Annotated in this window: 21 protein-coding genes; 14 read left to right on the top strand and 7 right to left on the bottom strand. The window is 42.3% G+C overall.

All coding sequences use genetic code 11. From position 1 onward, the window contains the following. Together thrB and thrC are read left to right on the top strand one after the other, a co-directional pair. Positions 1 to 930 (top strand): homoserine kinase, encoded by a 930-nt coding sequence (thrB, locus tag P2E05_RS03385; RefSeq protein ID WP_163860683.1) that lies wholly within the window; start codon positions 1 to 3, stop codon positions 928 to 930. 3 nt (positions 931 to 933) lie between these two features. Further along, on the top strand, positions 934 to 2,226 hold the full coding sequence (gene thrC / locus P2E05_RS03390; RefSeq protein WP_272657669.1) for a threonine synthase: 1,293 nt from the start codon (positions 934 to 936) through the stop codon (positions 2,224 to 2,226). A gap of 141 nt (positions 2,227 to 2,367) precedes the next feature. Here thrC and P2E05_RS03395 read toward each other — a convergent pair whose 3' ends face one another. The 4 genes from P2E05_RS03395 to yaaA all read right to left on the bottom strand — a co-directional run bounded on the left by P2E05_RS03395 (position 2,368) and on the right by yaaA (position 5,562). Continuing rightward, positions 2,368 to 2,940, bottom strand: coding sequence for a hypothetical protein (locus tag P2E05_RS03395; RefSeq protein ID WP_154622190.1), 573 nt, complete (start codon positions 2,938 to 2,940; stop codon positions 2,368 to 2,370). 66 nt (positions 2,941 to 3,006) lie between these two features. Then, positions 3,007 to 3,243, bottom strand: a complete 237-nt coding sequence (locus P2E05_RS03400; RefSeq protein WP_154622189.1) for a hypothetical protein — start codon at positions 3,241 to 3,243, stop codon at positions 3,007 to 3,009. Positions 3,244 to 3,591: 348 nt separating this feature from the next. Continuing rightward, positions 3,592 to 4,587 (bottom strand): aldo/keto reductase, encoded by a 996-nt coding sequence (locus tag P2E05_RS03405; protein WP_154622017.1) that lies wholly within the window; start codon positions 4,585 to 4,587, stop codon positions 3,592 to 3,594. Between the two features lie 198 nt (positions 4,588 to 4,785). Next, positions 4,786 to 5,562: a peroxide stress protein YaaA gene (gene yaaA, locus P2E05_RS03410; RefSeq protein ID WP_154622018.1), complete on the bottom strand. Its 777-nt coding sequence runs from the start codon at positions 5,560 to 5,562 to the stop codon at positions 4,786 to 4,788. Between the two features lie 284 nt (positions 5,563 to 5,846). On the opposite strand from yaaA, the gene tal reads away from it, so the two are divergent. Then, the gene (gene tal, locus P2E05_RS03415; protein WP_154622019.1) at positions 5,847 to 6,800 is read left to right on the top strand and encodes a transaldolase; all 954 of its coding nucleotides are present in this window, start codon (positions 5,847 to 5,849) and stop codon (positions 6,798 to 6,800) included. Positions 6,801 to 7,164: 364 nt separating this feature from the next. Further along, on the top strand, positions 7,165 to 7,746 hold the full coding sequence (gene mog, locus P2E05_RS03420; RefSeq protein ID WP_154622020.1) for a molybdopterin adenylyltransferase: 582 nt from the start codon (positions 7,165 to 7,167) through the stop codon (positions 7,744 to 7,746). Between the two features lie 48 nt (positions 7,747 to 7,794). On the opposite strand, the gene satP is transcribed toward mog, so the two are convergent. Continuing rightward, positions 7,795 to 8,361: an acetate uptake transporter gene (gene satP / locus P2E05_RS03425; RefSeq protein ID WP_154622021.1), complete on the bottom strand. Its 567-nt coding sequence runs from the start codon at positions 8,359 to 8,361 to the stop codon at positions 7,795 to 7,797. Positions 8,362 to 8,696: 335 nt separating this feature from the next. Here satP and dnaK point away from each other — a divergent pair, with 335 nt between their 5' ends. After that, complete coding sequence (gene dnaK / locus P2E05_RS03430; RefSeq protein WP_154622435.1) at positions 8,697 to 10,610, top strand: molecular chaperone DnaK; 1,914 nt, start codon at positions 8,697 to 8,699, stop codon at positions 10,608 to 10,610. 110 nt (positions 10,611 to 10,720) lie between these two features. Beyond that, entirely contained in the window at positions 10,721 to 11,866 is a 1,146-nt protein-coding gene (dnaJ, locus tag P2E05_RS03435) for a molecular chaperone DnaJ (protein WP_163860687.1), read from the top strand. A 54-nt stretch (positions 11,867 to 11,920) separates the two neighbouring features. Here dnaJ and P2E05_RS03440 read toward each other — a convergent pair whose 3' ends face one another. Next, positions 11,921 to 12,769, bottom strand: coding sequence for an EamA family transporter (locus P2E05_RS03440; RefSeq protein ID WP_247046875.1), 849 nt, complete (start codon positions 12,767 to 12,769; stop codon positions 11,921 to 11,923). 393 nt (positions 12,770 to 13,162) lie between these two features. On the opposite strand from P2E05_RS03440, the gene nhaA reads away from it, so the two are divergent. Together nhaA and nhaR are read left to right on the top strand one after the other, a co-directional pair. After that, positions 13,163 to 14,335: a Na+/H+ antiporter NhaA gene (gene nhaA / locus P2E05_RS03445; RefSeq protein WP_272657667.1), complete on the top strand. Its 1,173-nt coding sequence runs from the start codon at positions 13,163 to 13,165 to the stop codon at positions 14,333 to 14,335. A gap of 184 nt (positions 14,336 to 14,519) precedes the next feature. Continuing rightward, complete coding sequence (gene nhaR, locus P2E05_RS03450; protein ID WP_154622431.1) at positions 14,520 to 15,443, top strand: transcriptional activator NhaR; 924 nt, start codon at positions 14,520 to 14,522, stop codon at positions 15,441 to 15,443. Between the two features lie 52 nt (positions 15,444 to 15,495). Here the strand turns inward: nhaR and rpsT are convergent, their stop codons facing one another. Then, entirely contained in the window at positions 15,496 to 15,756 is a 261-nt protein-coding gene (gene rpsT / locus P2E05_RS03455) for a 30S ribosomal protein S20 (RefSeq protein ID WP_154622430.1), read from the bottom strand. 601 nt (positions 15,757 to 16,357) lie between these two features. Here rpsT and ribF point away from each other — a divergent pair. The 6 genes from ribF to P2E05_RS03485 all read left to right on the top strand — a co-directional run bounded on the left by ribF (position 16,358) and on the right by P2E05_RS03485 (position 22,853). Beyond that, the gene (ribF, locus tag P2E05_RS03460) at positions 16,358 to 17,296 is read left to right on the top strand and encodes a bifunctional riboflavin kinase/FAD synthetase (RefSeq protein ID WP_154622429.1); all 939 of its coding nucleotides are present in this window, start codon (positions 16,358 to 16,360) and stop codon (positions 17,294 to 17,296) included. 28 nt (positions 17,297 to 17,324) lie between these two features. Next, complete coding sequence (ileS, locus tag P2E05_RS03465; RefSeq protein WP_154622428.1) at positions 17,325 to 20,135, top strand: isoleucine--tRNA ligase; 2,811 nt, start codon at positions 17,325 to 17,327, stop codon at positions 20,133 to 20,135. Beyond that, positions 20,135 to 20,635 carry a signal peptidase II gene (gene lspA, locus P2E05_RS03470; RefSeq protein WP_272578203.1) on the top strand — a complete coding sequence of 167 codons (501 nt, stop codon included), beginning with the start codon at positions 20,135 to 20,137 and terminating at the stop codon, positions 20,633 to 20,635. Before ileS ends, lspA begins: the two co-directional genes overlap by 1 nt. Before the next feature lie 67 nt (positions 20,636 to 20,702). Then, on the top strand, positions 20,703 to 21,173 hold the full coding sequence (fkpB, locus tag P2E05_RS03475; protein ID WP_154622426.1) for an FKBP-type peptidyl-prolyl cis-trans isomerase: 471 nt from the start codon (positions 20,703 to 20,705) through the stop codon (positions 21,171 to 21,173). After that, entirely contained in the window at positions 21,154 to 22,107 is a 954-nt protein-coding gene (gene ispH / locus P2E05_RS03480) for a 4-hydroxy-3-methylbut-2-enyl diphosphate reductase (RefSeq protein ID WP_154622425.1), read from the top strand. The genes fkpB and ispH overlap by 20 nt, the downstream gene beginning before the upstream one ends. An 86-nt stretch (positions 22,108 to 22,193) precedes the next feature. Then, positions 22,194 to 22,853, top strand: coding sequence for an HAD family hydrolase (locus tag P2E05_RS03485; RefSeq protein ID WP_247046870.1), 660 nt, complete (start codon positions 22,194 to 22,196; stop codon positions 22,851 to 22,853). The last annotated feature ends 58 nt before the right edge of the window (positions 22,854 to 22,911 follow it).

Genomic DNA, 22,911 nt, shown 5'->3' on the forward strand with positions numbered 1-22,911 from the left:
GTGATTAAAGTTTATGCGCCCGCTTCAATTGGTAATGTTAGTGTCGGGTTTGATGTATTAGGGGCGGCAGTATCGCCAGTAGATGGAACTCTGTTAGGCGATTGTGTCACTGTTGAAGCAGCCGAAAGCTTTTCTTTGACCAATAAAGGACGCTTTGTTGCAAAATTACCCAAAAAGAGTGAGCACAATATTGTTTACCAGTGCTGGGAATTGTTTTGTGAACGTCTTGGTAAACCGCTTAATGTTGCGATGACGCTCGAAAAAAATATGCCTATTGGCTCTGGTTTAGGTTCAAGTGCATGTTCTGTTGTTGCTGCACTGATGGCATTGAATGAGTTTGCAGGGCAACCTTTTGATGAGACCACCCTATTAAGCATGATGGGCGAGTTGGAAGGACGTATTTCAGGCAGCGTACATTACGATAACGTCGCCCCTTGCTTTCTTGGGGGACTACAGCTGATTATTGAGCAAAATGGAATAATTTCTCAGCCAGTTCCTGCATTTGATAACTGGTATTGGGTCATGGCTTACCCAGGGATTAAAGTCTCTACCGCAGAGGCTCGTGCTATTTTGCCTAATAGTTATCCACGTCATGATATTGTGAATCATGGCCGTTACCTATCTGGTTTTATTCACGCGTGTCATACTCATCAGCCACAGCTGGCTGTAACGATGATCCAAGATGTGGTTGCAGAGCCTTACCGCACTCAACTGCTTCCTGGTTTCGCTGAAGCACGCAAAAATGCGTATGAGATAGGTGCATTAGCCTGTGGTATTTCCGGATCAGGCCCCACACTATTTGCTATCTGCGATGACAAAAATATTGCCGAGAAAATGGCAGATTATCTACAACAACATTACGTTCAAAATGATGAAGGCTTTGTGCATATCTGCCGTTTGGATCTCACAGGGGCAAGGACAATAGGGTAAAGAATGAAACTGTATAACTTAAAAGATAATAGCGAACAAGTTAGCTTCGCACAGGCAGTAAAACAGGGACTTGGCAAACAACAAGGCCTATTTTTCCCGCAAGATCTACCTGAATTTAGCGCCACTGAAATTGACGAGTTACTAAAATTAGATTTTGTCACTCGTAGTAGCCGCATTTTGACGGCATTTATTGGTGATGAAATCCCAGAAGCTGAGCTCGCGTCCCGAGTGAAAGAGGCGTTTACATTCCCAGCACCTGTGACGCAAGTTGAGCAAGATGTGGCAACACTTGAGCTCTACCATGGTCCAACATTAGCATTTAAAGATTTTGGTGGGCGTTTTATGGCTCAGGCGTTAGGTCAAGTTGCAGGCGATCAACCTGTCACTATTCTAACGGCCACTTCAGGTGATACGGGGGCTGCGGTTGCACACGCTTTTTACCGTTTAAATAACGTCCAAGTCGTTATTTTATATCCTGAAGGCAAGATCAGCCCACTGCAAGAAAAGCTATTTTGTACACTGGGTGAAAATATTCATACTGTTGCAATTAAAGATGACTTTGATGCTTGCCAAGCGTTGGTTAAACAATCTTTTGATGATGAAGAGCTAAAAAAAGCACTGCACTTAAACTCTGCTAACTCAATCAATATTAGTCGTTTGCTAGCACAGATTTGTTATTACTTTGAAGCCGTGGCTCAGATCCCTGCGGAAAAACGTGAGCAATTAGTTATCTCCGTGCCAAGCGGTAACTTTGGTGATTTAACCGCGGGGTTACTGGCGAAATCGATGGGGCTACCGGTTAAACGCTTTATTGCTGCAACGAACGTGAATGATACGGTTCCTCGCTATCTTGAAGAGGGGCAATGGAAACCACATCAAACGGTTGCAACCTTATCGAATGCGATGGATGTTAGCCAACCTAATAACTGGCCTCGTATTGAAGAGCTATTCCGTCGTAAAGGCTGGTCGCTTCAACAACTTGGCCATGGTGTCGTGACCGATGACGTGACAAAAGACACTGTCCGTGAATTAGATAAAAAAGGCTATGTATCTGAGCCTCATGCTGCTGTTGCTTATCGCGTATTGCGTGATCAGTTACAAGATGGGGAGTATGGCCTGTTTTTAGGTACTGCACATCCAGCTAAGTTTAAAGAAAGTGTAGAAGAGATTTTGAATAAACCGCTGCCTTTGCCACAAGCCTTGGCTGAGCGTGCAGAGTTACCTTTGTTATCCCATTTCTTGCCTTCAGACTTTGCTAAGTTGAGGGCCTTCTTAATGGAACGTGCACCTAAATAATCGCGTTATGATGAAGCGGAAGCTATTAGCTTCCGTTTCTATTTTTATTCGTCTCATAACGTGATAAAGATAAATTGAAATCAACATAAGTTACAAAGGTCAGGCGATTGAGTGAGCCAGCTAACTCGCCGGTTAAAGGATTTAATTGATAGAACGACGGGCGCTAGCACCATTCAAACCATCTCGACCACCGTTTGGTCCACCGAGGCCACCACGTCCGCCTTCACCACCTTCAGGGCCAGCATCACCGCCGTTACCCCCATTCCCACTCCCTGAGCCATTTCCACCGTTACCCCCATTCCCGCCATTGCCGCCATTCCCGCCATTACCCCCATTGCCATTTCCAGTGCCGTTGCCGCCATTGCCACCGTTACCGTAGCCATCGCCATTTCCTCCTCGGCCACCATTACCCCCATTAATACCGCCGCTCCCGCCATTTCCGCCGTTACCATTGCTGCCTAGTTGTGCATTACCGCCATCGCCGCCATCACCATTTCCTAAACCACTGCCACCATTCCCGCCATTGGCACCGTTTCCGCCATGTCCGCCATTTCCTTGTTTACTGCTATTAAGGTAAAAAATATTGTTATCGCTTGAGATAGCATGTTGAGGGTGAAAGAGCAGCTGTGAGGACACGCGGTTAAAAGAGTGGCTTGGTATTGAGGTTGATACAACAAAAGCAGTGCAGACTATGAGAAATAATTCTTTGGGCATAATTATCCTCCAATCCCCCTTCGTTATTGAAGGGGGATGATCAAGTAAAGTTAGGTCGTCAGCAGATTAGTTGCCATTACCGCCATTACCACCGTTGCCGCCGTTGCCACCATTACCGCCATTGCCACCACTTCCGCCATTACCCCCGTTACCGCCATGACCACCATGGCCACTTTGTCCTAAATATTGACTTGATCCAGAGATTGGATCTGAAAGCATCTCAAGAGCGTTATATTGAAAAACCGAGGCCAAAGATAAAGTAGGGATAAATACAGAAGCAATAAGGATACATTTTATTTTCATATAATTTTCTCTTCGTTAAATGAATTAAATAAACTGCTAACTCAGTTTATGTGTTCATTTATATTTATCAATTTTAACTTGCCATTATGATGGTGTGTTTTTATATTTCTTTGATTTTTATGTTTTTTAGTTTTTAATTAATAGTTTGGTTGAGTATTTTTATTTAAATGATATAAATTATATTTATGTTTTATTGGGTGATAGCATTTTGCGGAAGGGCATTTCTGTATTTGACAACGATGGTATTGTCAGGGCATTGAGTTTAATGAATGGGGGCATTTCTTGAAATAGAATCAGCTGTCTCTGGGCTGTATTTGCAACAAGAGACAGCAAGATGGAAAGCGCGATTTAAATATCGTTTTCTAAGATAAGCTCAATCGTTTTTAGCTCGTCTGCGGTGAATTGGCGGTTTCTTATTATGCCAAGAGCATCATCAATTTGGCTGATTCGGCTAGCGCCAATGAGCACTGAGGTGATGCGATCGTGACGTAAAAGCCAAGCAAGTGCCATTTGGCTCAGTTTTTGCTGACGACTCAACGCTAATTCATTGAGTTTTTTCACCTTCGTTATTACCGCGGAGGTGAGCCTTTCAGGTGGCAAAGAGGGGTTGTTCGCGGCGCGAGAATCAGCAGGGATACCGTTTAAGTAACGATCTGTCAGTATTCCTCCAGCTAAAGGGGAGTAAGCTATAGAACCGACCCCTTCATCTTCCAGTACATCAAGTAGCCCTTCTTCCGGATCTCTGACGAGCATGGAGTACTTGGGTTGGTGAATAAGACAAGGGGTACCAAGCTGATTCAGAATATCAATGGCGTCTTTGGCAAGATCGGCGGGGTAGTTGGAGATCCCGACATACAATGCCTTACCTTGACGCACGATCAAATCTAATGCGCCCATGGTTTCTTCGAGTGGGGTGTCTGGATCAGGGCGATGATGATAAAAGATATCAACATAATCTAAGCCCATGCGTTTTAGGCTTTGATTGAGACTGGCGATTAAATATTTTTTACTTCCCCAATCACCATAAGGGCCATCCCACATGGTAAACCCAGCTTTAGATGAAATGATCATCTCATCTCGGTAAGGTAAAAAGTCTTGTTGGAGAAGGCGGCCGAATAGGCTTTCTGCCGACCCAGGGGGAGGACCATAATTATTGGCGAGATCGAAATGAGTAATGCCATGATCAAATGCATGCCTTAGCATGGCTCTGCAATTATCTGGGGATTTATTGTCGCCAAAATTGTGCCAAAGACCTAAAGAAATAAGAGGAAGCCTTAAACCGCTGCGGCCACACAAGCGATACTCCATATCAGTATAACGATCTGTATTTGCAATATAAGGCATACATCACCTCCAAAATGGTTGGCATAGAGACCAAAGCCATATTGTCACAAAAGATATCAGCGCTCTGGTGAATCAATGCTAATTTTTGAGCAAAGTGAAAGTTTTTAGCAAATCTGTGATGGAGGATGAAAAATACACAATATTGGCGATAAGTTGCACAAGGTGATCAGGACTGGTGACCACCTTTGCTTTGAGGAATTAGTGCTGTTCAGGGCGAGTAAAGACTAGCTCATTCCCTTTAGATTGGCTTTCATCGAATTGATAGCCTTCAAGATTAAAATCAACCAATTGTTCTGTTTTGGTGAGTTTATTTTGGATAATAAAGCGGCTCATCAAGCCACGTGCTTTTTTAGCATAGAAACTAATGACTTTATATTTGCCATTTTTTTCATCGAGAAAGACAGGTTTTATCATCGTCGCGTCTAATTTTTTGACGTTGACTGATTTGAAGTACTCATCAGAAGCAAGGTTAACCAAGACCTGATCACCTTGGGCTGAAAGCGCTTTATTGAGCTGATTTGTGATGATATCACCCCAAAATTCATACAAGTCCTTACCGCGAGGATTTTTCAAGCGAGTGCCCATTTCGAGCCGATAAGGTTGCATTAAATCGAGCGGACGTAGCAGTCCATACAGTCCAGATAAAATACGTAAGTGTTGTTGTGCAAAAGCGAAGTCTTGCTCAGAGAATGTTTCGGCCTGCATACCCGTATATACATCACCTTTAAATGCTAATATCGCTTGGCGTGCATTATCTGGCGTAAAATCGGCATGCCACTCACCAAAACGTGCCGCATTTAAGCCTGCAAGTTTATCACTAATTTTCATTAAACTTGAGATATCGGCAGGGGAAAGCTGACGGCAAACGTCAATCAGTTGCTGAGATTCATGCAGTAACTCAGGCTGGGTGAAAGTTTTTGTTGCTAGTGGGCTTTCATAATCTAAAGTTTTGGCGGGTGAAATCGTGATGAGCATGACAAGTTCCCTATAATAAAATGACTATTACCACTTTAGCAAAAATTGATCTTAAATGGCTAATTGATGAGATAAGTAAAAACAATTTTCCTATTTCATCGGGCTATGATTAGCTGGATAAGAAGCTAAAAGGATTCAGTTTTAATTTTTGAAGCGAAAACGATTGCATATCAGTTAGTTGCTTTATAATAGTTTTAGTCGCTTGCAGCAACTCGGATGCGTGATATTATCATTGTACGGTGCGGCGTTTGCCTCAATTCCTTTATAACAACGAGATTAAAGAAATGACCGATAAATTAACCTCCTTACGTAGTCTAACCACCGTTGTTGCTGATACTGGCGATATTGAAGCGATGAAGCTTTATAAACCACAAGATGCGACAACTAACCCTTCTTTGATTCTGAATGCAGCACAAATTCCTGAATATCGTAAGCTTATTGACGAAGCTGTCGAGTGGGCTCGTAAGCAAAGCAATCACCGCGAACAGCAGGTTATTGATGCTTGTGACAAACTAGCCGTTAATATCGGTTTGGAAATTCTAAAATTAGTTCCGGGCCGTGTTTCAACTGAAGTTGATGCACGTCTGTCTTACGATGAAGAAGCGTGTATTGCTAAAGCGCGTCGCCTGATCAAGTTGTACAACGAAGCGGGTATCAGCAATGATCGTATTCTGATTAAACTGGCTTCAACTTGGCAGGGTATCCGTGCCGCAGAGAAACTGGAAAAAGAAGGTATTAACTGTAACCTAACATTGTTATTCTCTTTTGCTCAGGCTCGTGCGTGTGCTGAAGCTGGCGTTTACCTGATCTCTCCATTTGTGGGTCGTATCCTTGATTGGTACAAAGCGAATAGCGACAAAAAAGAATTTGCGCCACATGAAGATCCAGGCGTTATTTCAGTCACTGAAATCTATAACTACTATAAAGCACATGGCTACAAAACAGTGGTTATGGGTGCTAGCTTCCGTAACGTAGGGGAAATTCTGGAATTGGCAGGTTGTGATCGCCTAACGATTTCTCCAGCATTACTGAAAGAGCTATCAGAAGCACAAGGTGAGGTGGTACGTAAACTTGTTGATTCAGGTAAAACTGCTGAGCCAGAAGCTAAACTGACCGAATCTGAGTTCTATTGGCAGCATAACCAAGATCCGATGGCGGTAGATAAACTGGCTGAAGGTATCCGTAAGTTTGCCATTGACCAAGAAAAACTGGAAAAAATGATCGCAGACTTGCTGTAATTCTGCTGTTATTTTAACGAAACCCAGCCATAGGCTGGGTTTTTTGCGTTATAGGGGAAAACGGCATTGATGCTTTGTTACTCGCAGCGGTATCCGTTCCAACATATAAGGGAGAGTGACTCGTGAACAGTTGCGTTTGAATATGGTGAGGATTTCATTTTTATCGGCATAACAAGCAGTACTACAACCTTTAAGCATTTTATTATTGCTATCAATTCCACATTTTCTTTTAACTTTACCATTATAGCGATATGTAGCACTGAAACCTGTTACCTCACGTGATATTATAGGTCCATCATGGGTATCATGATGACTATTCACGTTATGAGAATAAGCATTTTATAGGTTATTTATTGAGGTTGGTATGGATGAATTGCGCATAGGTTTGGTTTCGGTTTCTGACCGTGCTTCAAGTGGTATTTATGAAGATAAAGGTATTCCCTCTTTGGAAGCATGGCTTGCAAAAGCGTTAACAACGCCTTTTCGTATTGAAACTCGCCTGATCCCTGATGAGCAAATCATGATTGAGCAGACGTTGTGTGAGTTGGTGGATGAATTTGCTTGCCATTTAGTTTTAACGACCGGAGGAACTGGACCTGCTCGTCGCGATGTCACTCCCGATGCCACATTAGCGATTGCGGACCGTGAAATGCCCGGCTTTGGTGAGCAAATGCGTCAAATTAGCTTGAAGTTTGTACCAACAGCCATCCTTTCCCGCCAAGTCGGGGCGATACGCAATCAAGCATTAATTTTGAATTTGCCTGGTCAACCGAAAGCGATAGCAGAAACATTGGAAGGATTGAAAGATGCTGAAGGGAATGTGATGGTATCAGGGATTTTTGCTAGCGTTCCCTATTGCATTCAACTTCTTGATGGGCCATATGTGGAAACAGACCCTGCGGTTGTTAAGGCTTTTAGGCCGAAGTCAGCGATCCGTAGTGAATGATTGCTAGGTCAGGTGAGGCTAGCTCACCTGACAGCTATTCCTTTAAAATCAGTGACGTTGCCCTATAGGCAAAATGGTTTTGCCATATTGCTCATTCAATACCTCAGCCATGGCCAAGTAAAATGCACTTGCGCCACATATTATCCCTTCATAACCCGCAATGGTTAACAGCGTTGCATTATTCGTTAAATTACCGATTGCGAGTAATGCAAACAGTACGGTGAGGCTAGCAAAGATGAATTGCAGGGCGAAATTAGCTCTGAATGTTCCAAGGAACATAAAGAAGGTAAAGATACCCCAAATGAGTAAGTAAATACCTAAGAAGTCTGGAGACGTTGCTTCAGCTAAACCCATTGTTGGCAAAAATAGTAAGCCAACTAATGTTAACCAAAACATGCCATATGAACTAAATGCAGTTGCGCCAAACGTATTTCCTTTTTTATATTCAATAAGTCCGGCAATCACCTGAGCAATACCACCATAAAAAATTCCCATGCTCAAAATAACCGATGAGAGAGGGAAAAAACCTGCATTATGGAGATTAAGCAGAATTGTTGTCATACCAAAGCCCAATAAACCAAGTGGACCCGGATTAGCAATAGCGCTAGATTGCATATAACCTCTGGTTAAAAATCATTAATATTCAATAAGATATAAAGTAACTCCGCCAGCTGTTCTCAGTTGGCGGCGAATAATACGCAGTTTTTATTGTTGAAACAATGATCAAAAGACAGTTTTTTTTGCAAAAAATATGAAATTTTTTTAAGTCGTCCCCTTGATGAATGAATTTACGACCCCATCTTTACAGCATCACTCGTGATCAATCGAATTATTGCATAAAGCAAAAAAATTGAGTCTCGGAGTAAAAACTCCCTTGAAAATGAAATATTGAGCCTCATATAGATTGATATCGAAATTGAATAGAAAGAATTCCTTTGGAGGCGTTTTAGATGGGTAAAATTATTGGTATCGACTTGGGTACAACTAACTCATGCGTTGCAATTATGGATGGCACAACTGCTCGTGTTCTAGAGAACAGCGAGGGTGATCGTACTACTCCTTCCATCATTGCGTACACACAAGACGGTGAAATTTTGGTCGGTCAGCCAGCAAAACGTCAGGCAGTGACCAACCCAGAAAATACATTGTTTGCGATCAAACGTTTGATCGGTCGTCGTTTCCAAGACGAAGAAGTTCAGCGCGACGTTTCTATCATGCCATACAAAATTATTGCGGCAGATAACGGTGACGCTTGGTTAGATGTGAAAGGCCAAAAAATGGCTCCACCACAAGTTTCAGCTGAAGTTCTGAAAAAAATGAAAAAAACAGCAGAAGATTACTTGGGTGAACCAGTAACAGAAGCTGTTATTACCGTACCAGCCTACTTTAACGATGCTCAGCGTCAAGCAACTAAAGATGCGGGCCGTATCGCTGGTTTAGATGTTAAGCGTATTATCAACGAACCCACAGCAGCTGCATTGGCTTATGGTTTAGATAAAGAAATCGGTAACCGTACTATTGCGGTTTACGACTTAGGTGGTGGTACCTTTGACCTGTCAATCATTGAGATTGATGAAGTTGACGGCGAAAAAACGTATGAAGTGCTAGCGACCAATGGTGATACTCACTTAGGTGGTGAAGACTTTGATAACCGTTTGATCAACTACTTAGTTGAAGAGTTCAAGAAAGAGCAAGGTGTTGACCTACGCAATGATCCGCTGGCAATGCAACGTCTGAAAGAAGCGGCAGAGAAAGCGAAAATCGAACTTTCTTCAGCACAACAAACAGATGTGAACCTGCCGTACATTACTGCGGATGCAACGGGTCCTAAACACATGAACATTAAAGTGACTCGTGCAAAATTAGAGTCACTGGTAGAAGATTTAGTTAAACGCACCATGGAGCCGGTTAAAGTTGCTCTACAGGATGCGGGTCTGAATGTGAATGATATCAGCGATGTTATTTTAGTTGGTGGTCAGATTCGTATGCCAATGGTTCAAAAAGCTGTTGCTGATTTCTTCGGTAAAGAACCACGTAAAGATGTTAACCCAGATGAAGCAGTTGCTATTGGTGCCGCTGTTCAAGGTGGTGTATTAGCTGGTGATGTTAAAGACGTTCTGTTACTTGACGTGACTCCACTGTCTTTAGGTATCGAAACGATGGGTGGCGTGATGACGTCGTTAATTCCGAAGAACACCACTATCCCTACTAAACATAGCCAAGTGTTCTCAACAGCGGAAGATAACCAAGCAGCGGTGACTATTCATGTTCTGCAAGGTGAGCGTAAACGTGCAAGTGATAACAAATCATTAGGCCAGTTTAACTTAGATGGTATTCAGCCTGCTCCACGTGGCATGCCGCAAATTGAAGTGACATTTGATATCGATGCTGATGGTATCTTGCATGTATCAGCAAAAGATAAAAACAGTGGTCGCGAGCAAAACATTACCATTAAGGCTTCTTCTGGTCTAAATGACGAGGAAATCGAAAAAATGGTACGTGACGCGGAAGCGAACGCAGAAGCTGACCGTAAATTTGAAGAGTTAGTTCAAGTTCGTAACCAAGCTGACCAGTTGATTCATGGTACTCGTAAACAAATCGAAGAAGCTGGCGACAAGCTGCCTGCTGAAGATAAAGAAAACATTGAAAAAGCAACATCTGAGCTGGAAGCGGTAAGTAAAGGCGAAGATAAAGCAGAAATCGAAGCGAAGATTCAAGCTTTGGTCACTGCTTCTGCTAAACTTCTGGAAATTGCACAGCAACAAGCTCAGGCTGGCTCAGCGAATGCAGGCGCAGAAGCTAAGAAAGATGACGATGTCGTTGATGCGGAATTCGAAGAAGTTAACGATAAAGATAAAAAATAATGCCCTTAGCGGGCGCAGTGACCTTGCTAATGGTTATTAATGGTTACTGATACCGAACACGGGCGTCGAGGAAACTCTACGCCCGTGTCGGCATGTTAAGGGTAAAATAAATGGCAAAAAGAGATTTTTATGAGGTATTAGGCCTCGAAAAAAATGCTTCTGATAAAGATATCAAACGCGCATATAAGCGTTTAGCGATGAAGTATCATCCTGACCGTAATCAGGATAAAAAAGATGAAGCAGAAGTTAAATTTAAAGAGATAAAAGAAGCTTACGAAGTCCTTTCTGATGAGCAGAAACGCGCAGCCTATGACCAATATGGTCATGCAGCCTTTGAACAAGGTGGCTTTGGCGGCGGCGGCGGCGGTGGTTTTGGCGGCGGTGCGGACTTTAGCGATATCTTTGGTGACGTCTTCGGTGATATTTTTGGAGGCGGCCGCAGACAGCAGCGCCCAAGCCGTGGTTCTGATTTACAATACAACATGGAACTGACTCTTGAGGAGGCTGTCCGTGGAGTGACCAAAGAGATCCGTATTCCAACGTTGGAAACTTGTGATATTTGCCATGGTAGTGGTGCTAAACCCGGAACGAGTGCTGATACTTGCCCAACTTGTCATGGTATGGGACAAGTCCACATGCGTCAGGGATTCTTTTCGGTACAACAGCCTTGTCCTACGTGTCATGGCCGCGGTAAGGTCATTAAAGATCCGTGCAACAAGTGTCATGGTCATGGACGTGTTGAGCGCTATAAAACATTATCCGTTAAAATTCCAGCGGGTGTAGATACTGGCGACCGTGTTCGTTTGTCTGGTGAAGGTGAAGCAGGCGAAAATGGTGCACCAGCAGGCGATTTATTCGTTCAAGTGCATGTATTACCACACAATATTTTTGAGCGTGAAGGTAATAACCTGCATTGTGAAGTTCCGATTAACTTTGCAATTGCGGCATTGGGCGGAGAAATTGAAGTCCCAACTCTTGATGGACGTGTAAAACTCAAAATCCCTGCGGAAACGCAAACGGGCAAGATTTTCCGTATGAAAGGTAAAGGCGTGAAATCCGTTCGTGGTGGGTTACAAGGTGATTTGATGTGTCACATTGTGGTTGAAACGCCAGTTAAGTTAAATGAGAAACAAAAAGAGTTACTCAAAGAGTTTGGTGAGTCACTAGGTGGTAGCAGCGGTGAAAAAAATAGTCCGCGCACAAAAAGTTTTTTAGACGGTGTTAAAAAATTCTTTGATGACCTGACTAATAAATAATTGAAAATGCCCGCTAGCTGCGGGTATTTTTTTATCAGTGATTATAATTGCTGATTAGCTAGCCAGCTTTGCAAGTAATACACCGGATAGAATGACTAAGCATGCAATAATTCGCATCATATTAAATTTTTCTTTTAAGAAAACGATGGATAAAAACATTGCGAAAAGTACGCTGGTTTCTCTGATGGCTGCCACTAACACAATAGAGGCTTGGCTCATAGCCCAGATGGCAATGCCATAACTTATCAGCTGCATTAGCCCTCCCATTAGTCCAGAACGCCAATACTGCCTAATACCTTGAAATAATGTTGTTTTGTATTTTATTATGCCGGGAATGATGAGCACTATCCCATTGAGTAAAAATAGCCATAACGTATAAATAATCGGATCTTCACTGGCACGAGAGCCTTGCCCATCTGATAAGGTATAACAGGCAGTGAAAAACGCGGTACATAATGCGTAAAATAGTGCTTTTCCCTTGATATTAAAGGTAAATTTTTTACCTGCAAATGCAATAATCACCACACCACTTATAATCAATAAAATACCTAGAAAACCAGATAATGAAAGCATCTCATTAAAAATGATGAGGCTGAGTAATGCGGTAATCAGTGGGGCGGAACCACGGGAAATCGGGTAAATCTGCCCTAAATCACCATGTGTGTATGCTTGGCTCAAAAAATAGGTATAGCCAATATGAAAAATGACAGACAAAGTTAACCAAGGTAGGGCATTAACGGGAGGCAGTCCAAGTAGAAATAGGGCCGGTAGCGTTAATACTCCTGAAAAAAAGGCGACCATGACGAGGCCAAAAAAACGATCGTTACCAAATTTAACTAAAGCATTCCAACACGCGTGACAAAATGCGGCAAATAATACAGCCAGTAAGATAGTCGTCGTCATAAGAAAATAGCATTTATTTAAAATAGTTACCCAGTATTGCGTAATGGAACATTTTTGTGAAGCGCTTCGAGAAGCTTCTCTTTTTTTTGCAAACCAAAATACAGGTTTACGAGCCTATACGCACAAAAACAGTCTTGTCTAAAAATCGCCTCGTTACACAGCAAAAGTCGTTTATTTTAGCTAAAGAAACTGAATCGAGTCTGCTGCTGAAAAAAGAAAAAGATAAAATCAAAATAATTTATTTATACTTAAATTTAACGATAATTTAGCAAAAAGAGTGAGCAATTTCGCATATTATTCGGTAATGTCGATCTATTATTGATAAATAAACGACTTTTTACGAATTAATGATTAGCATAATATTAACACTCTATTTATTTTGGGGTTAAACATATGACAGCAATCATCCGTAAATTTTTAAGGTTAGAAGCAGCAGGAGGGCTACTCCTAATTATTGCTGCCATAGTCGCATTAATTATGGCGAATTCGCCAGCTCAGGGGCTATATCAGCAATTTTTAGATATCCCTATTTCCGTGAAAATTTCATCACTAGAACTAGATAAACCGTTAATTTTATGGGTTAACGATTTTTTGATGGCTATTTTCTTTCTCGTTGTGGGCCTTGAAGTTAAACGAGAGTTACTTGAAGGTTCATTAGCGGGGAAAGACAAAGCGATTTTTCCCGCGATTGCAGCATTAGGGGGAATGTTAGCTCCTGCGTTAATTTATTTATTATTTAACGGTGCAGATGAGGTCACTCGCCAAGGTTGGGCAATACCCGCAGCAACAGACATTGCTTTTGCATTGGGTGTAATGGCTCTATTAGGGAAGCGGGTACCAACAGAACTGAAAGTCTTTTTGTTAGCTTTGGCGATCATTGATGACCTTGGTGTCATTGTGATTATTGCTTTTTTCTACACGAGCTCATTATCGCTAGTTGTGCTTGGCCTAGCCGCTTTGTGTGTTGCCTTATTGGTCTTCATGAATTGGCGAAGAGTTGAAAATACCGCAGCATATTTAGTCATTGGACTGATTCTTTGGGTATGTATTCTCAAGTCTGGAGTTCATGCAACGCTTGCTGGTGTTATCGTTGGATTCTTGATTCCGCTGCGTGGTACTAACAATACCAAACCATCAGAAGAACTCGAACATGTGCTACATCCATGGGTCGCTTACATGATTCTACCTATCTTTGCTTTTGCAAATTCAGGAGTACAATTAAACGGCGTCACATTCGATGGATTAATAAGCACATTACCTTTGGGGATCGCTGCGGGCTTATTATTTGGTAAACCATTAGGTATTTTTCTGTTTAGCTGGATTTCGGTAAAACTTGGGTTTGCGAAGTTACCTGAGTCTATCAATTTAAAACAGGTATTTGCCGTTTCAGTCTTATGTGGAATCGGTTTTACTATGTCTATTTTTATTACAGGACTCGCATTTGACGGGCTCGATGATAGCTATAGCACCTATTCAAGACTGGGAATTTTGATTGGATCAACACTCGCTGCGTTTTTAGGTTATTTTTTATTAAGAGTAGTCTTACCGAAGATTCAACAAAAGTAACTATTGTCTGAATTCCGATAATTTCAGAAATAAATAGTAAGAATTCCCGAGTTAATGGACTATGATATACCCACAACACGCATTGTTCGTGTTGTGGGTATTTCCATAATAACTCCTGCAAAAGGGGCAGAGAAAAACAGTATGGTCAGTATTGATTATTATTGGCGGTACAGAAGGAATCGATATGCGGGTTTCACATCTTAATTTTAATCATCTTTATTATTTTTGGCATGTATGTAAAGAAGGTTCTGTCGTTGGGGCAGCCGAAGCGCTGTATTTAACGCCTCAAACGATTACCGGACAGATAAAAGCATTAGAAGAACGATTAGGTGGCAAGTTATTTAAGCGTCAAGGGCGTGGATTAGTTCCATCGGAGCTTGGGCAACTCATTTTTCGCTACGCAGATAAAATGTTTATGTTAAGCCAAGAGATGCTTGACATAGTTAACTACAGTCGAGAATCAAACCTTTTGTTTGATGTTGGCGTTGCCGATGCGTTATCAAAACAATTAGTCAGTCGCGTTTTAGAAACTGCTGTCGTTGAACATGAACAGATTCATCTACGCTGTTTTGAATCGACGCACGAAATGTTACTCGAACAACTGAGCCAACATAAATTGGATATGATTTTATCGGATTGTCCAGTGGACTCATCACAGCAGGAAGGTTTATTTTCTGTGAAGTTAGGCGAATGCAGCGTCAGTTTCTTCTGCCGTCAACCCATACCTAAGAAACCTTTTCCTGAATGTCTAGAAGAACGTCGTTTATTAATACCGGGTCGCCGTTCAATGTTGGGACGCCACTTATTGACTTGGATCCGTAATAAGAATTTGCAAGTTGAAGTACTGGGTGAATTTGATGATGCTGCGTTAATGAAAGCCTTTGGTGTGTCTCATAATGCAATCTTTGTGGCGCCATCATTATATGCCGCGGATATTTTGGAAGGTGAGGATGTTATCGAACTAGGCAGGTTAGATAGCGTTAAAGAAGAGTATTTTGTGATTTTTGCAGAACGTATGATCCAACATCCAGCCGTTCAGCGTGTCTGTAATAAAGATTTTTCCAATTTATTCTCTGCACCATTTGATAAACTTGAGAAAAAAGTATGACAGACAAAAAAACCGGCAAGAGCCGGTTTTTTTAGCTAATCAAGAAGCAATATTACATCGCTTTGATTTGAGCTGCTAAGTTAGCTTTATGACGAGCAGCTTTATTTTTGTGGATCAGGCCTTTAGTGGCGTGACGATCAACAATAGGTTGCATGTCATTGAATGCTTTCTGAGCTGCTTCTTTATCGCCAGCTGCGATCGCAAAGTAAACTTTCTTGATAAAAGTACGCACCATAGAACGACGGCTAGCGTTATGCTGACGACGTTTCTCAGATTGTATAGCGCGTTTCTTAGCTGATTTGATATTAGCCAAGGTCCAACTCCCAAATGTATTCTATTGAGGACAATTCAAAGGTCGAGGAATATGCCCTTTCGGCCTTCATTTGTCAATGGATTTGTGCAAATAAACGTCGTGTACATCGACGCATGTGCGGTTGTGAATGGTGCAAGATTCTACCAGCAAATGCTAGAGGAATACAGATCTTCACACGAAAAAAAGCGTATTTGATGACACATAATAAAAAAAATTTTTACTGAAAAAATTTTTGAGGTGAAGATAATAGCGACGGGTATGATTATTGAACAAAAATTGGTTATTTGTTATCCATTGATAACAATAGGTTGCATAAGTCTGTACGAAAGTCAGAAAAATTTACGATTTTTCGAGACCTCAGCGCAATTTTGTTGTATTGATAATCCATTGGTTATCCCTATATTTTGATCTTTATATTCGCGATAGAGAATTTTGACCAGTTAAAAGTCATTAAGCAGTACGGTTTATCTGGGCCAAAAGCTCCCTTTAAGTGATATTTTGATCAAAAAATGGCGATTGAATGCAACCTTTTACGAACTTGGGTTAACCTTAAGCGTCGTACAAGGTATAATCCAGCAATTTCCTCGGTATTGAGCCTGTTATGGAGCTAATTCGCGGTATACAAAATATCCGGGCGCACCATCATGGTTGCGTGCTGACTATTGGTAATTTTGATGGTGTCCATCGTGGGCATCAGGCTTTACTTCAAAATTTGAAGCAAAAAGGTGAGCAGTTGGGGTTACCCACTGTTGTGATGATTTTTGAACCACAACCTCTTGAGTTTTTTATCGGTGACAAAGCACCTGCTCGTCTGACTCGTTTACGAGATAAAGTGAAATACTTGGCTGATAGTGGGATTGACTACCTACTATGTGTTGAGTTCAATCAACACTTTGCCTCTTTAACACCCGATGAGTTTGTTGCAGAGTTACTGGTAAAAAAACTGGGCGTGAAATATCTCGCTATTGGCGATGATTTTCGTTTTGGCAAGAATCGCATGGGAGATTTTGCTTTCCTACAGCAAGCAGGCGATCAGTATGGATTTGAAGTCGCGGATACTGAAAGTTTTTGTGATTCAGGGCTACGTATCAGTAGTACTGCGATTCGCAAAGCAATACAAGATAACGATCTGGCATTAGCGGAAACGTTATTAGGCCACCCATATCGTATCAGTGGACGCGTTGTTCATGGAAATCAACTTGGGCGTACTATTGGTTTCCCGACGGCTAATTTGCCGTTAAAACGATTAGTCACACCAGTGACGGGTGTGTATGCTGTAGAAGTTTATGGTTTAGGGGATAAGCCTCTACCCGGCGTGGCAAATATTGGTACTAGACCAACAGTATCTGGTAAAGGCCAACAATTAGAAGTTCATCTAATTGATGCCAATATGGATTTATATGGACGTCATATTGATGTCGTGTTACGTAAGAAGTTACGTGACGAACAGCGGTTTGCTTCATTAGACGCGCTTAAGGAGCAAATTGCTAAAGATGTGATTGTGGCTAGAGATTACTTAGCTGCAACGAATGTCAGATAATTTAGCGGAAAAATGGAACTGAGAATCGATGAGTGACTATAAAAATACCCTGAATCTACCAGAAACAGGGTTTCCAATGCGTGGCGATCTCGCTAAACGCGAACCACAAATGTTAGAACGTTGGTACAAAGAAGGTTTGTATCAAGCTATCCGTCAGGCAAAATTAGGTAAGAAAACGTTTATTTTGCATGATGGCCCTCCGTATGCTAACGGTAGTATTCATATTGGTCACTCAGTTAACAAAATTCTCAAAGACATTATTATTAAATCCAAAGGGTTGGCGGGATATGATTCCCCATACATCCCTGGTTGGGATTGCCATGGTTTACCTATTGAACATAAAGTTGAGCAAATAGTCGGTAAGCCAGGGGAAAAAGTTTCCGCCGCTGAATTTCGCGCACAATGCCGTCAATATGCGAAAGAGCAAATTGAAGGCCAAAAAGCTGACTTTATTCGCCTTGGTGTTTTGGGTGAGTGGGATAAGCCGTATCTGACGATGGACTTCAAAACAGAAGCAAACATTATCAGAGCCTTAGGGAAAACTATCGCGAATGGTCATCTAGTGAAAGGGGCAAAACCTGTTCACTGGTGTACAGCTTGTGGTTCTTCACTCGCCGAAGCAGAAGTGGAATACTATGATAAAACGTCACCCTCTATCTTTGTGCGCTTCCCTGCGATAGATAGTCATGCGGTGTACGAAAAATTCGGTGTGGCGGGCGATAAAACGCCAGCGTTAGTTATTTGGACAACAACGCCTTGGACGTTACCCGCGAACCGCGCTATCTCACTGAACCCTGAGTTTAAATACCAGTTGGTTGAAGCCAATGGCGAAGTAGTTATCCTTGCTGCTGATCTCGTTGAAGATGTCATGAAAACAGCGGGCATTGAGTCTTGGAAGGTGCTGGGTGAATGTGAAGGTAGTGCCCTTGAATTATTGCGCTTCCAGCATCCATTTATGGGCTTTGATGTTCCTGCTATCTTAGGTGATCACGTAACCTTAGATGCAGGTACAGGGGCAGTACATACTGCGCCGGGACATGGTCCTGAAGACTATGTCGTCGGTCAAAAATATGGTCTAGAAACGGCGAACCCAGTCGGTCCCGATGGTTGCTTCCTTGCGAACACATACCCAACATTAGATGGTGTGTTCATCTTCAAGGCTAACGATGTCATTGTTGAATTACTCAAAGAAAAAGGCGCATTGCTGTATAAGCAAGCAATTTCACATAGCTATCCATGCTGCTGGCGTCACAAAACGCCGGTTATTTTCCGTGCTACACCACAATGGTTTATTGGCATGGATAAAAACGGTTTACGTGAGCAATCATTAAAAGAGATTGATATCGTTCAGTGGATCCCTGGTTGGGGTCGTGCACGTATTGAAGCCATGGTTGAAAATCGCCCTGACTGGTGTATCTCTCGTCAGCGTACTTGGGGTACCCCGATGTCGCTGTTCGTGCATAAAGACACTGAAGAGCTACATCCTCGCACGTTGGAGTTGATGGAAGAAGTCGCTAAACGTGTTGAAGTGGATGGTATCCAAGCATGGTGGGATCTGGATCCAGCAGAACTATTAGGTGATGAAGCTGAAATCTACCGTAAAGTGCCAGACACATTAGACGTATGGTTTGACTCAGGGTCGACCCACTTTGCCGTTGTGGATGCGCGCCCAGAGTATCATGGTAACTCAGCCGACATGTACCTTGAAGGTTCAGACCAACATCGTGGCTGGTTTATGTCGTCATTAATGCTGTCAACAGCGATGAAAGGTAAAGCACCTTATCGTCAAGTACTGACGCATGGTTTTACTGTCGATGGTCAAGGCCGTAAGATGTCCAAATCTTTAGGCAATACGATCAGTCCACAGGATGTGATGAATAAACTGGGTGCGGATATTTTACGTTTATGGGTAGCATCAACAGATTACACTGGTGAAATTGCAGTGTCTGATGAAATCTTAAAACGTGCCGCTGATTCTTACCGCCGTATTCGTAACACCGCGCGCTTCTTACTTGCTAACTTAAATGGCTTTAATCCTGAAACGGATATGGTGAAGCCTGAAGAGATGGTGACGTTGGATAGATGGGCGGTGGGACGTGCGCTAGAAGCACAAAAAGAGATCACAAAAGCGTATGATGAATATGATTTCTTATCCGTCATTCAGCGTTTAATGCATTTCTGTTCTATCGAAATGGGCTCTTTCTATCTGGATATCATTAAAGATCGCCAATATACTGCGAAAAGTGACAGCTTAGCGCGTCGTAGCTGCCAAACTGCACTATTCCATATTGCGGAAGCGCTTGTTCGTTGGATTGCACCTGTGCTTTCTTTCACCGCGGATGAAATATGGAACGAATTGCCGGGTGAGCGTGCTAAGTTTGTATTAACTGAAGAATGGTATGATGCCTTGTTTGGCTTAGCGGCATCTGAAGAGATGAACGATGACTTCTGGGCTGAATTGCTCGCTGTTCGTGGTGAAGTGAACAAAGTTCTTGAACAAGCTCGTGCGGATAAACACATTGGTGGTTCGTTAGAAGCCTCTGTTGTCTTGTATGCAGATAAAGATCTAGCCGCTAAACTGAACAGTTTATCAGATGAATTACGCTTTGTTCTTTTGACCTCTCAAGCTTCCGTTGTTGATATTGCGTCAGCGCCAGCGGATGCACAGGCGTCTGAACTGAGTGGTTTAAAAATTGGCTTTAGCAAAGCTTCCGGTGAGAAATGTCCTCGCTGTTGGCATTATGCTAATGATGTAGGTTCCGTTGCGGATCACCCTGAACTGTGTGGTCGCTGTGTCACTAACGTAGCCGGAAACGGTGAAATACGTAAATTTGCATAATGAAGAAACCTATTTGTTCTACTGGATTGCGCTGGCTGTGGTTAACCGTTGTATTGATAGCATTGGATTTAGGCATCAAACAGTTAGTCTTGAAAGAGATGACGCTGTATGATGCGCATCCAGTCATGCCTTATCTCAATTTAATGTATGCACAGAACTTCGGTGCTGCATTTAGCTTTCTCGCTGATGAGGGCGGCTGGCAACGCTGGTTCTTTGCTGGGGTAGCCATCGCGATATCTATCATCCTAATGGTGATGATGTATCGCCAAAGTGCGCAAAAACGCTTAAGCAATATTGCGTATGCGCTAATTATCAGTGGAGCAATTGGTAATCTTAGTGACCGGTTGATGCACGGTTTCGTTGTCGATTATATTGATTTTTATATTGGTAATTGGCATTACCCAACATTCAACCTTGCAGATATTACGATTTGTATTGGTGCTGCTTTAGTGATCTTAGAGGGTTTCTTACCGGATAAGGACAAAAAGAAAGCAAATTAACTGATATAATAACCCTCAGCCCGGTTTTGCCGGGCTGATTTTTATCATAGCAAAATAGGTTCGATTTATGTCTACTCAGGTACAACCGCACAGTGCCGTATTACTGCATTTCACCTTGAAATTAGAAGATGGTTCAACGGCGGATTCTTCACTTAGTCAGGGGAAACCTGCATTATTTAGTTTAGGTAATGGCTCGCTTTCTCCTGAATTAGAAGCGCAGCTATTGGGGCTAAATGTCGGTGAGAAGAAAAGTTTTTCTTTGCCAGGAGATACCGTATTCGGTAAGCATAATCCTGATTTAATTCAATACTTTTCATTACGTGATTTCACTGAAACAGGGATACCTGAGATAGGGACTATTATGCTTTTTTCTGCAATGAATGGCAGTGAAATGCCAGGGGTAGTAAAATCAATAGAAGGTGAGTCAGTCACTATTGATTTTAATCACCCGTTAGCAGAGCAAGAAATCACTTTTGATATTGAAGTACTTGAAATTGACCCGCAATTGGAGAGTCAAAATGCAAATATTAATGGCTAACCCTCGTGGCTTTTGTGCAGGGGTAGACCGCGCAATCAGTATTGTAGAAAGAGCACTTGAGCTTTATGGTGCCCCTATTTATGTACGTCATGAAGTGGTTCATAACCGTTATGTGGTGGATGATCTACGTCAGCGCGGTGCTATTTTTATTGAAGAGATCTCTGAAGTACCCGATGGTTCTATCCTTATTTTTTCCGCTCACGGTGTTTCACAAGCGATCCGCCAAGAAGCACGTTCACGTGATTTAACGATGCTATTTGATGCTACCTGCCCATTGGTCACGAAAGTGCATATGGAAGTAGCGCGTGCGAGCCGAAAAGGCAAAGAAGCCATCTTGATTGGTCATGCAGGTCATCCTGAAGTTGAAGGTACCATGGGGCAGTATAACAACCCTGAAGGTGGAATGTACCTTGTTGAGTGCCCAGAAGATGTTTGGAAACTACAAGTGAAAGATGAAAACAACTTGTGTTTTATGACGCAAACAACGCTTTCTGTTGATGATACCTCAGATGTTATCGATGCTTTAACACAACGTTTTCCAAGTATTGTTGGACCACGTAAAGATGATATTTGCTATGCGACAACTAACCGACAAGAAGCCGCCCGTGAACTTGCCGAACGTGCTGACATTGTGCTGGTTGTTGGCTCGAAAAACTCATCGAACTCAAACCGCTTGGCAGAGTTAGCCTCTCGGATGAAAAAGCCGGCTTATCTAATTGATGGCGCAGAAGATATTAAAACTGAGTGGCTATCTGATAAAAATATTATCGGTTTAACAGCGGGAGCTTCGGCGCCGGATATTCTAGTTCGTCAGGTTATCGATAAGCTTCAAGAACTTGGTGCGAATGAGGTAGTGGAACTACAAGGCCGTGAAGAAAACATCGTGTTTGAAGTGCCTAAAGAGCTACGTGTTGAAGTCAAACAAATTAGCTAAGGCGAGTGATCTTAGCGACTAATAATACCTCTGATCTGCTGATTGAAAGCAGCTCAGAGGAAGGCATCGTTTTGGAGTCTTCAGTCGTGTCTAATAATACCGACCATTCAGTTAATGTACTCTCTGTTTTTGATTTTGATGGCACATTAACGTACCACGATAGTTTTATCCCATTTTTGAAGTTTGTTTTTGGCAAATACCGTTTTTCTCGCAAGATTATTAAATTAGTTTTACCGACTCTGCAATGCGCGAGAAGAAAGCTTACCCGTGATGAATTAAAAGAAGTGCTAATTAAAACCTTTCTGACTGGGGTTGATGAAAAATGGCTGAGAGAAAAAGCAGAGCAATTTTGTGAAATTTATTGGCCTAAACTAATGCGCCCTGAAGGGGTGTTAGGTGTTGCCGCTGAAGTAGAGAGCGGTGCTGAGGTGACGATTTGTTCTGCCTCCCCTTCTTTGGTGCTTAAACCTTTTGCCAGAAGACTGGGAATAAAACTGATTAGTACCGAACTTGAAATTGTCGATGGGAAATTAACCGGTAACCTTGTTGGACAAAACTGTCGTCGAGAACAAAAAGTTAAACGCTTAGAACAAGTGTATGGTGATTTAACCCAGTATCATTTACGCGCTTGGGGGGATACTCGTGGGGATTTTGAATTATTGCAAGCCGCTCAAGATGCGCATTGGCGTCATTTCCATAAAAAGCATTATCACTACAAGCACCGACAGGTAGTCGCGAAAGATTAATGGCACTACTTACCAGCCTATTGAGAAGTCATTTTCAACAGGCTGATAATTTTGCTTC

The sequence above is a fragment of the Providencia stuartii genome (assembly GCF_029277985.1).
Lineage (GTDB): Bacteria > Pseudomonadota > Gammaproteobacteria > Enterobacterales > Enterobacteriaceae > Providencia > Providencia zhejiangensis.